We start from the raw sequence: 11,088 nt of genomic DNA, 5'->3' as shown, positions 1-11,088 counted from the left end.
GAATCAAGGAATGTGAAGTGAAACCATCCGTACTGGTTATTGCAACCCTCTCAGCCCTGCTCAGCGCCTGTGGCGGTGGGGAAGATAACGCACCACTGGCCATCCCGGACTACCGGGTCGATGTCGCCCTGCCAACCGCCGGTACCCTGTGCGCCGATCTGGATCAGAACTGGCAATGTGATCCTGCCGACCCTGCCGTCAGCGGCGAAGGAGTTGTGGCCCTGGTCAGCCGTTCGGCCAACATCGTCAACTCGCCCCTGCTTTTCGTACCGAGGAGCGGAGGCCTGCTACTGGCACATCCGGCCGCCAAAGGGGATCCACAACGGCTACAACCGACCCTGCTCAGCACCCTATGGCAGAGCCGCATTGCCGAAGGGGTGGCCGCCGATCGCGCACTGACGCAGCTGCTGGCCGATCTCGCCCCGCTGCAACCGGGCAGCGACCGCGCGGCCCTCGCAGGTCTCGGCCAGTTTGATCAGGCGCTACAGCAGGTGGCGATCAGCTTGCAGCAACAGGCCCGCACACGCCTTGCCACCGCCAAGGAGACCCAGTTGCTCACCACCAGCTATCGCGCCATCAGCCTGATGCTGGCGCAATTGGCTCAGGAGTGGCAGCGCAACGGCCAGTTTGCTGAAGAGACCCAAAGAGAGCTGCTGGCCCTGCTGGTGCAGCAGCAGCCACGCAACCTGCTGACCGTCACCGGCGTCACCACCTTTAGCGATGGCAACGACCCGCTGCTGGAACAGGAACCCGCCGACTATCCGGGACAAGATGCCAGCTGGAATCGCACTCGTCCCCAGCTTGCCTATCGCAAACTTGATGATCGCGGTCAGGTGCTCCCCGACAACGCGCCGAGCTGGCAGTGCGTCAAGGATCTCAATACCGGTCTGGTGTGGGAGGTCAAATCGGACGATCCCTTGAGTCCTGACTGGAAAAGCAGACCCTTTGCCTATGAGGATGAGCAGTTCAAGGCGACCGCAGGCGAGCAGCAAGCGGCCTACCAGCATATTCATAAGAGGATCGAACAACTCACCGCCGAAGGAGATCTGGCGGCCCTCGCCCGAGCACAGGCGCTGACCACCATGCTGACCACCCGCGCGTATCAGCAGTGGCTCAATGGCGAGCAGCGCTGCGGCATCAGCCAGTGGCGGCTGCCCACCATGGGTGAACTGATGTCACTGATGCACTACGGTAGCCTGGCCAAGGACCCGCTGGGTCAGCGTATCATCGTGGATACCCGTTACTTCCCGGATATCGCCCCCTCGGAAGATGACACCTACCATGGCTACTACTGGAGCGCCACCAGCAACACAGCTCAGCGCTTTTCCGGTGGCCCCATCAGCAAACGCACAGTCCTGCTCCTGGGAGAAGATGCGGGCACCACCTATCCCGCGCTGGTGCAGCAAGATACCTATATCGAGCTGATGCAGGTACGACTGGTCGCCACTCCCCAATAATCCGAGGAATATCATGAGCCTTTATCGCTTTTCGTTCGCCATGCTGGCACTGCTGGCCCCCCTGGCCCACGGTGCTGCCATTTGTGATGACACCATGGATCGCACCGCCCCCTCTGCCCGTTTTCTTGACCATGGCAACGGCACCGTCACGGATCAACACACCGGCCTCACCTGGATGCGCTGCAAACTGGGGCAGACATGGAGTGGCAGCAGTTGCCTGGGGGAACCGACCGTTTACTACTGGCAGCAGGGGCTGCAAGTGGCGGAGCGGATCCGCAGTGACAGCAGCCATGCTCTCTATCACTTCGGCGGTATCAGCCAGTGGCGCCTGCCCGACATCAAGGAGCTGGCGACCCTGGTCGAGCACGCCTGCTACAAGCCCTCTCTCAATGAAGCCATTTTCCCGCGCGCCATGGCGGGGGACGGTAAAGAGGTCAATGAGGGCTATGTCTATCTGATGAGCAGCACGGTAACCTCCGCCAATGGTCAGCGGGCGTATCTGGATATCACCTCGGGAGATATCGGTCTTCGCTCCATTGGCGCCTACCCGGATCAGGTCTTGCTGGTCGCCAATAAACCCTGACCGCCCCACGCTCGAAACCGGAACGCGATGACAGGAGAGGCTTGAAAGCCTCTCTTTTTATTGCTCTTGCCACCCCCTATCTCACCCGCCATCACGCTCTTCTCCCGCCAGTGCCCCCTGCCCGCGATACCGACCTGATCCGGCTTCGCCCGCGGCATTTACCCCTTTCAGGTGATGACGAGGAGCAGCTCTCTGCGCTTTACAGGCCTTTCTCGCCCGCCATAACCAACAAAAAAGTGCGCTTCTTAACAAAATTTAATTACCGGTTAACCGATTAATAATTAACCCGTAAAAATGACATGTAAATCAGTGCGAAAGTGTCATAATGCGTAACATTATTGTTAAGTCACTTGATTAATTTGGTTAGGAAAAACCTCTATGTTTGCTGATATTTCTGCTCAACATTGGGCTTTTGCCATTTATGTCATCGGTGCCATCACCATCTGTCTGGTGATGATAGGCCTCGCCGCCCTGCTGGGGGGGCGTGCCTACGGCCGCACCAAGAACAAGCCATTTGAATCTGGTGTCGACTCGGTCGGCAGTGCCCGCCTGCGTTTTTCCGCCAAGTTCTATCTGGTCGCCATGTTCTTCGTCATCTTCGACGTCGAGGCGCTCTACCTGTTTGCCTGGTCTGTCTCCGTGCGGGAGAGCGGCTGGGTCGGCTTTATTGAAGCCACCATTTTCATCGGACTGCTGCTTATCGGCCTGATCTACCTCTGGCGCATCGGCGCACTGGACTGGTCACCGCGCAAACCGCAGCTGAACAACAAAAACAGTGATTGAACCACAGACCCTTTCCTTGAGGTTGCACCATGAAGTACACCCTGACCCGGATTGACCCGGATGCACCCGTTGAGCGCTACCCCCAGGAGCAGCGCCAGACCGTCGATGACCCACTGGCGCAAGAAGCGACGCGCGGCATCATGATGGGCCGCCTCGAGGAGGTGCTGCAAGACACAGTCAACTGGGGCCGCAAAAACTCCCTCTGGCCTTACAACTTCGGCATCTCCTGCTGCTACGTGGAGATGTGTACCGCCTTCACCTCCCCCCACGATGTGGCCCGCTTCGGCGCCGAAGTTATCCGCGCTTCGCCCCGTCAGGCCGATTTCATGGTGATTGCAGGGACTCCCTTCATCAAGATGGCGCCAGTCATCCAGCGCCTGTATGAACAGTTGCTCGAACCCAAGTGGGTGATCTCCATGGGGGCCTGTGCCAACTCAGGCGGCATGTATGACATCTATTCCGTGGTGCAGGGGGTGGACAAGTTCCTGCCGGTCGACGTCTACATTCCGGGTTGCCCGCCCCGTCCAGAAGCCTTTTTGCAAGCCCTGATGCTGCTGCAGGACTCCATCGGCAAAGAACGCCGCCCCCTCTCCTGGGTGGTGGGCGATCAGGGGATCTACCGTCCCCAGATGCAGGCCGAAAAAGAGCGCAAGCGCGGCGAACGGATCAATGTGACCAACCTGCGCACGCCGGATGAGATCTGACCATGAAACTGACTCGTGATTTTCCCAGCAATTACGCCATGGCCCAGTGGCAGCCCAGCGACCACAAGGATGCCAAAGTCATTGGCGAACTGTTTGCCCACTTCGGGGCCGAGCACTTCACCGTGCAGACCACGCGCACCGGCGTGCCGGTGGTCTGGCTTCCCCGCAAACTGCTGCAGGATGTGATGGGCTTCTTGCGCAAGGTGCCCTCCCCGTTTGTGATGCTGTTTGATCTCAGCGCCACCGATGAGCGGCTGCGCAGCCATCGCGACGGTCTGCCCCAGAGCGATTTCACCGTCTTCTATCACCTCATCTCCATCGACCGTAACGCCGATGTGATGTTGAAAGTGGCGCTGGCCGAAAGTGACCTGCATCTGCCCACCATCACCAACCACTTCCCCAATGCCAACTGGTACGAGCGGGAAGTGTGGGATTTGATGGGCATCACCTTCGATGGCCACCCCCATCTGACCCGCATCATGATGCCCAAGAGCTGGCAGGGTCACCCGCTGCGCAAGGATTACCCGGCGCGCGCCACCGAATTCGATCCATTCATGCTCGATGCCGCCAAACAGGACATGGAGCAGGAGAACCTGCTGTTCAAACCGGAAGAGTGGGGGCTGGCCCGCGGCAACGAGAATGAGGACTACATGTTCCTCAACCTCGGCCCCAACCACCCCTCGGCTCACGGCGCCTTCCGGTTGGTGTTGCAGCTCGATGGCGAGGAGATCCGCAACTGCGTGCCCGATATCGGTTATCACCATCGTGGTGCCGAGAAGATGGGCGAGCGCCAATCCTGGCACAGTTACATCCCCTATACCGACCGGGTCGAGTATCTGGGAGGGGTGATGAACAACCTCCCCTATGTGCTGGCGGTCGAGAAGCTGGCCGGCATCAAGGTGCCGCAGCGGGTCGACATGATCCGGGTGATGATGGCGGAGCTGTTCCGCATCCAGAGCCACCTGCTGTTCCTCGGTACCTATATCCAGGACGTGGGGGCCATGACCCCGGTCTTCTTCACCTTCACCGACCGGCAGAAGATCTACACCATCATCGAGGCGATCACCGGAGCCCGTATGCACCCGGCCTGGTTCCGTATCGGCGGTGTGGCCCACGACTTGCCGAAGGGATGGCAACGGCTGGTACAGGACAACCTGCTGAGCTGGCTGCCCAAGCGTCTGATGGATTACGAAAAAGCAGCGATGCGCAACAGCATTCTGCGCGGTCGAACCATAGGCGTCTCGGCCTACACCACCGAGCAGGCGTTGTCCTGGGGTACCACGGGGGCCGGATTGCGCGCCACCGGACTCAACTTCGACGTGCGCAAGTGGCGTCCCTATTCGGGCTATGACCAGTTCGACTTTGAAGTGCCGGTCGGCAGCAATGGCGATGCCTACGACAGAGCCACCGTGCGGATCGAGGAGATCCGCCAGAGCATGTCGATCATCGAGCAGTGCATGAAAAACATGCCGGAGGGTCCCTTCAAGGCGGATCACCCCCTCACCACGCCGCCGCCCAAAGAGCGCACCCTGCAACACATCGAGACCCTGATCAACCACTTCCTGCAAGTGTCGTGGGGCCCGGTGATGCCCGCAGCCGAGTCGTTCCAGATGATTGAGGCGACCAAGGGGATCAACAGTTATTACCTGACCAGCGACGGCTCCACCATGAGCTACCGGACCCGGATCCGCACCCCGAGCTTTGCTCACCTGCAGCAGATCCCCTCGGTGATCAAAGGCAGCATGGTGTCGGACCTCATCGTCTATCTGGGCAGTATCGATTTCGTTATGTCGGATGTGGACCGTTAAGTGAGCCCGCCTCCCGGCCATGGCCGGGAATCGGGATCGCCGGACGAGCAGTAAAAGGACAAGCCACCAAAGGTCAAGTCATGAGCCAGCAATGTCAGTGTCACAATAATCAGACCCCACAGGGGCAAGGGGCATGCAGCAGCAAACAGGACGACTTCGTTCTGAGCCAGGCTGAACGCGATGCCATCGAACACGAGAAACACCACTACGAAGATCCCCGCGCCGCCAGCATCGAAGCGCTCAAGATCGTGCAGCAGGCCAGAGGCTGGGTACCCGACGGCGCCATTCACGCCATCGCGGCCGAGCTCGGCATTCCCGCCAGCGACGTGGAGGGGGTTGCCACCTTCTATAGCCAGATCTTCCGCCAGCCAGTAGGGCGCCACATCATCCGCGTCTGCGACAGCATGGTCTGCTACATCAATGGCCATGAAGATCTGCTGGCCGGTCTCAAGGAGGTGATGAACCTCGGCCCCGGTCAAACCACCCCGGATGGCCGCTTCACCCTGCTGCCGGTCTGCTGCCTTGGCAACTGCGACAAGGGGCCAGCGATCATGATCGATGACGACACCTATGGCGGCCTCGATCCGGTGACCTTGCTGAAAACCCTGGAGGCTTACCCATGAGCCTGCCGCAGAACAAAATCCTCGCCTCTCTTGGCACAGCCAACCGCACAGCCCGCACCGCCGAGACCCACCCGCTCACCTGGCGGCTGCGGGACGACGGCCAGCCGGTGTGGCTGGAGGAGTATCAGGCCAAACAGGGGTATGACGCCGCCCGCAAGGCGCTCGGCCAGATGAGCCCGGACGAGATCGTCAGCACCGTCAAGGATGCCGGTCTCAAGGGGCGCGGCGGTGCGGGCTTCCCCACTGGTGTGAAGTGGGGGCTGATGCCCAAAGACGAGAGCATGAACATCCGTTACCTGCTCTGCAACGCCGACGAGATGGAGCCCAACACCTGGAAAGATCGCCTGCTGATGGAGCAACTGCCCCATCTGCTGATCGAGGGGATGATCATCAGTGCCCGGGCGCTCAAGGCCTATCGCGGCTATATCTTCCTGCGCGGCGAGTATGTGGATGCTGCCATCAACCTGCGCCGTGCGGTGGAAGAGGCCAAGGCCGCCGGTCTACTGGGCAAGAACATTCTGGGATCCGGTTTTGACTTCGAGCTGTTCGTCCACACCGGCGCCGGCCGCTACATCTGTGGTGAAGAGACGGCGTTGATCAATTCGCTGGAAGGGCGTCGTGCCAACCCGCGCGCCAAACCTCCCTTCCCCGCCGTCTCCGGCGTCTGGGGCAAACCCACCTGCGTCAACAACGTCGAGACCCTCTGCAACGTGCCCGCCATTATCGGCAACGGGGTCGCCTGGTATCACGGGCTGGCGCTGCCGGGCTCGGAAGATCACGGCACCAAGCTGATGGGCTTCTCCGGCAAGGTGAACAACCCCGGGGTCTGGGAGCTGCCGTTTGGCATCACCGCCCACGAGCTGTTTGAAAATTACGCCGGCGGCATGAAGAGCGGCTATCGCCTGAAAGCCTGGCAACCGGGCGGCGCAGGCACCGGCTTCCTGCTGCCGGAGCACCTCGATGCCCAGATGTATACCGCCGGTATCGGCAAGGTCGGCACCCGGATGGGGACCGGCCTCGCCATGGCGGTGGATGACTCCATCAGCATGGTCTCCCTGCTGCGCAACATGGAGGAGTTCTTCGCCCGCGAGTCATGTGGCTGGTGTACTCCCTGCCGCGATGGCCTGCCCTGGAGCGTCAAGCTGCTACGGGCACTGGAACGTGGCGAAGGGCAATCCGGCGATCTGGCGACTCTGGAACAACTCTGCGGTTTCCTTGGCCCGGGCAAGACCTTCTGCGCCCACGCACCGGGCGCCGTCGAGCCGCTGGCCAGCGCCATCAAATATTTCCGCTCCGAATTCGAGGCCGGGATCAAAGGCAGCGGTGATAACCGCAAGCCGGTCAAAGGGATCCAGCCCAATCTGCTGGGCGAGCGCTGGTAACGACACCACAGATTTCACAAAACAGGTTTCAGGGAAGTTGTATGGCAACCATTTATGTAGACGGCAAAGAGTACGAGGTAGACGGAGCAGATAACCTGCTGCAAGCCTGTCTGTCGCTGGGTCTGGACGTCCCCTATTTCTGCTGGCATCCGGCGCTGGGTAGCGTTGGCGCCTGCCGCCAGTGTGCGGTGAAACAATATCAGAATGCCGATGACAAGCGCGGCCGTCTGGTCATGTCCTGCATGACCCCGGCCACCGATGGCAGCTACATCGCCATCGAGGATGAAGAGGCTAAAGAATTTCGCAAGAGCGTGGTGGAGTGGCTGATGACCAACCACCCCCACGACTGCCCGGTGTGTGAAGAGGGCGGCGCCTGCCACCTGCAGGACATGACGGTAATGACCGGCCACAACAGTCGTCGCTACCGCTTTACCAAGCGCACCCACCAGAATCAGGAGCTGGGCCCCTTCATCGGTCACGAGATGAACCGCTGCATCGCCTGCTACCGCTGCGTCCGTTACTACAAGGATTATGCCGGTGGCGAGGATCTCGGGGTCTATGGTGCCCACGACAACGTCTATTTCGGTCGGGTCGAAGATGGCACCCTGGAGAGCGAATTTTCCGGCAACCTGGTGGAGGTCTGCCCCACCGGCGTCTTCACCGACAAGACCCACTCCGAGCGCTACAACCGTAAGTGGGACATGCAATTTGCCCCCAGCATCTGCCAGCAATGCTCCGTGGGTTGCAACATCAGCCCGGGTGAGCGTTATGGCGAGCTGCGCCGCATCGAAAACCGCTTCCACGGCAGCGTCAACCACTACTTCCTTTGTGACCGTGGCCGCTTTGGCTATGGCTACGTCAATCTGGCCGACCGCCCGCGCCAACCGCTGCTCAAAGATGGCAACGACCAGCTGACCATCACGGTCGATGGCGCCCTCAACCGAGCCGCCGATGCCCTACGCAGCGCTAGCAGCCTCATCGGCATCGGCTCGCCGCGCGCCTCGCTGGAGAGCAACTTTGCCCTGCGCGAGCTGGTGGGTGCAGACAACTTCTACGCTGGCGTCGAGCAGGCCGAGTGGGCCTGTCAGCTGAAGATGCTGCAGATCCTGCAACAGGGCGGCGTGCCGACTCCAAGCCTGCGAGACATGGAAGAGGCTGACGCCATTCTGCTGCTCGGCGAAGATGTCACCATGAGCGCCGCCCGTATCGCGTTGGCGCTGCGCCAAGCCGTCAAGGGCAAGGCTCGCGAGCTGGCCCGCAAGATGAAGGTGGATCTGTGGCAAGTCGCCGCCGTTCAGACCCTGGGTCAGAACGAGCGCTACCCGCTGCTCATCACCAGCCTCGACACCACCCGTCTGGACGATGTGGCGGCCGACAAGCTGCACGCCCCCTATGCCGATCAGGCGCGCATTGGCTTTGCCATCGCCAACCTGCTCGACCCGGCCGCACCGGCCGTGAGCGACCTCTGCCCCGAACAGCAGGCACAAGCGGCTCGCTGGGCCGAGCTGCTCGGCAACGCCAGGAAGCCGCTCATCATTGCTGGCTCCAGTGCCTGCGATGTGGCGCTGCTTGAGGCGGCCAGTAACATTGCCCGCGCCCTGAAAGGCCGAGGTCTGGAAGCCAGCATCGCGCTGGTTGGCCAGGAGGCCAACTCGCTGGGTCTGGCCATGCTGGGCGCTCAAACCTTGTCAGACAAGCCGCTCGAAGCCGCCCTTGCGCGTATCGAGTCCGAAGAGGGGTTGGCACTGGTCACCCTGGAGAACGATCTCTACCGCCGCGCGCCGCGCAACCGGGTGGATGCTGCGCTGGCACGGCTGCAGCACCTGCTGGTCATCGACCATCAGGCGACCCCGACCGCCAACAAGGCTGATCTGGTGCTGCCAGCGGCCAGTTTTGCCGAAGCCGATGGCACCCTGGTGAACATGGAAGGGCGCGCCCAGCGCTTCTTCCAGGTCTATGCGCCCGCCTTCTACAACGCCGATATTCAGGTGCGTGAAGGGTGGCGCTGGCTGGCGGCGCTGCAAGGGGCGATCGAACGCAAGCCGCTGCGCTGGCAGAACTTCGAGCAGATCAGCCACGCTTGCGCCAGCAGTCATCCGCTGCTGGCTACCATGCTGGAAGCGGCGCCCAACGCAGGCTTGCGGATCCGTGGCATGCGACTGGCCCGTGAGCCGCATCGTTACAGCGGTCGCACCTCCATGCTGGCGGATCAGAACGTCAGCGAACCGCGGGTAGCGCAAGATCCCGACTCCCCCTTCAACTTCTCCATGGAAGGGTATGCCGGAGCCCGACAGCCGCAGCCGCAAGTACCGTTCGCCTGGGCGCCGGGCTGGAACTCTCCCTCCGCCTGGAACAAGTTCCAGGATGAAGTGGGTGGCAAACTGCGTGCTGGCGATCCGGGTCGCCGTCTGCTGGAAGCAAGCGAAGATACCCTTGGCTGGTTTACTACCATCCCCGCCCCCTTCAAGGCCGCAGAGGCGCTGCAAGTGGTCAATTATGCCCAGCTGTTTGGCGGCGAGGAGCTCTCCGCTCGCAGCCCGGTTATTCAGGCCCGGATGAACGAACCCGAGCTGGTGCTCAATCCCCTTGATGCGCAGCGTCTGGCCCTCCACGGGGGCAGTCAGGTCTCCTTCTCCTGGGGCGGTAGCCACTGGCAACTGCGTCTGCGGCTTAGCGAGCAGCTGAGCGCCGGTCTGGTGGGGCTCCCCCTTGGGGTGAACGGCCTGCCGACGGCCCTGCAACAAGCCTCAATCACTAACCTGCAGGAGGTGATCGCATGAGCGAGTCGCTGATCGATCTGTTGCTGGAGGTGGGCAAGGCACTGATCGTGCTGGTGGGGATCGTGGGGGCTGGCGCCTTCATGAGCTTCATCGAGCGCCGTCTGCTGGCTCTGTGGCAGGATCGCTACGGCCCCAACCGGGTGGGGCCGTTTGGTCTGCTCCAGCTGGCCGCCGACATGATCAAGATGTTCTTCAAGGAGGACTGGATCCCGCCGTTCGCTGATCGGCGGATCTTTATCCTGGCCCCCATCATCGCCTTCACAGCCTTTATTCTGGCGTTTGCGGTGGTGCCCATCACCCCCACCTGGGGCGTGGCGGATCTCAATGTGGGGCTGCTCTACATCCTGGCCATCGCGGGGCTGGCGGTCTATGCGGTGCTGTTCGCCGGCTGGTCGAGCAACAACAAATACTCATTGCTCGGCAGCTTGCGCGCCTCGGCCCAGACCCTCTCCTACGAGGTGTTTCTGGGCTTGTCGCTGATGGGGATTGTGATCCAGACCGGCAGTTTCAACCTGCGGGATATCGTCGAGGCACAGGCAGACTTGTGGAACGTGGTGCCCCAGATCCTGGGCTTTGTCACCTTCCTGTTTGCCGGTGTCGCCGTCACCCACCGTCACCCGTTCGATCAGCCAGAAGCCGAGCAGGAGCTCGCCGACGGCTATCACATCGAGTATGCGGGGATGAAGTGGGGTCTCTTCTTCGTGGGCGAATATATCGGCATCGTGCTGATCTCCTCGCTCATCGTGACCCTCTTCTTCGGTGGCTGGCACGGCCCCTGGCTGCCCCCCTTCATCTGGTTTGCCCTGAAGACCGCCTGTTTCATGGTGTTCTTCATCCTGCTGCGGGCCTCCCTGCCTCGCCCGCGCTTTGACCAGGTGATGTCGTTTGGCTGGAAAGTCTGCTTGCCGCTGACCCTGATCAATATGCTGGTCACCGCGGCAGTTGTACTGATAAGTACGCAGTGAGGC

10 protein-coding genes are annotated in these 11,088 nt (G+C 61.3%); all 10 read left to right on the top strand.

Features of this window, described 5'->3' with window-relative positions:
* The first annotated feature begins 17 nt into the window (after positions 1–17).
* The 10 genes from I6L35_RS14760 to nuoH all read left to right on the top strand — a co-directional run bounded on the left by I6L35_RS14760 (position 18) and on the right by nuoH (position 11,085).
* The gene (locus tag I6L35_RS14760) at positions 18–1,457 is read left to right on the top strand and encodes a DUF1566 domain-containing protein (RefSeq protein ID WP_216978576.1); all 1,440 of its coding nucleotides are present in this window, start codon (positions 18–20) and stop codon (positions 1,455–1,457) included.
* A gap of 13 nt (positions 1,458–1,470) precedes the next feature.
* Positions 1,471–2,040, top strand: a complete 570-nt coding sequence (locus I6L35_RS14755) for a DUF1566 domain-containing protein (protein WP_216978575.1) — start codon at positions 1,471–1,473, stop codon at positions 2,038–2,040.
* 41 nt (positions 2,041–2,081) lie between these two features.
* The gene (locus I6L35_RS14750; protein ID WP_139401886.1) at positions 2,082–2,318 is read left to right on the top strand and encodes a hypothetical protein; all 237 of its coding nucleotides are present in this window, start codon (positions 2,082–2,084) and stop codon (positions 2,316–2,318) included.
* A gap of 100 nt (positions 2,319–2,418) precedes the next feature.
* A complete protein-coding gene (locus I6L35_RS14745; protein ID WP_005344919.1) occupies positions 2,419–2,823 on the top strand; it encodes an NADH-quinone oxidoreductase subunit A in 405 nt (134 codons plus the stop codon).
* 29 nt (positions 2,824–2,852) lie between these two features.
* Positions 2,853–3,527, top strand: coding sequence for an NADH-quinone oxidoreductase subunit B family protein (locus I6L35_RS14740; protein WP_005344917.1), 675 nt, complete (start codon positions 2,853–2,855; stop codon positions 3,525–3,527).
* A 2-nt stretch (positions 3,528–3,529) separates the two neighbouring features.
* Positions 3,530–5,335: an NADH-quinone oxidoreductase subunit C/D gene (nuoC, locus tag I6L35_RS14735; protein WP_216978574.1), complete on the top strand. Its 1,806-nt coding sequence runs from the start codon at positions 3,530–3,532 to the stop codon at positions 5,333–5,335.
* Positions 5,336–5,415: 80 nt separating this feature from the next.
* Positions 5,416–5,958 (top strand): NADH-quinone oxidoreductase subunit NuoE, encoded by a 543-nt coding sequence (nuoE, locus tag I6L35_RS14730; protein ID WP_005337236.1) that lies wholly within the window; start codon positions 5,416–5,418, stop codon positions 5,956–5,958.
* Entirely contained in the window at positions 5,955–7,340 is a 1,386-nt protein-coding gene (gene nuoF, locus I6L35_RS14725; protein WP_216978573.1) for an NADH-quinone oxidoreductase subunit NuoF, read from the top strand. Before nuoE ends, nuoF begins: the two co-directional genes overlap by 4 nt.
* Before the next feature lie 41 nt (positions 7,341–7,381).
* Positions 7,382–10,120 (top strand): NADH-quinone oxidoreductase subunit NuoG, encoded by a 2,739-nt coding sequence (gene nuoG, locus I6L35_RS14720; protein ID WP_216978572.1) that lies wholly within the window; start codon positions 7,382–7,384, stop codon positions 10,118–10,120.
* Entirely contained in the window at positions 10,117–11,085 is a 969-nt protein-coding gene (gene nuoH / locus I6L35_RS14715; RefSeq protein ID WP_005337244.1) for an NADH-quinone oxidoreductase subunit NuoH, read from the top strand. The genes nuoG and nuoH overlap by 4 nt, the downstream gene beginning before the upstream one ends.
* Positions 11,086–11,088 lie beyond the last annotated feature (3 nt).

This window comes from Aeromonas sp. FDAARGOS 1405, from assembly GCF_019048265.1.
In the GTDB taxonomy this organism is placed as follows: Bacteria; Pseudomonadota; Gammaproteobacteria; order Enterobacterales; family Aeromonadaceae; genus Aeromonas; species Aeromonas veronii_A.
The sequence above is the reverse complement of the archived record's forward strand: the minus strand, read 5'-3'. Positions and strand labels throughout refer to the sequence as shown.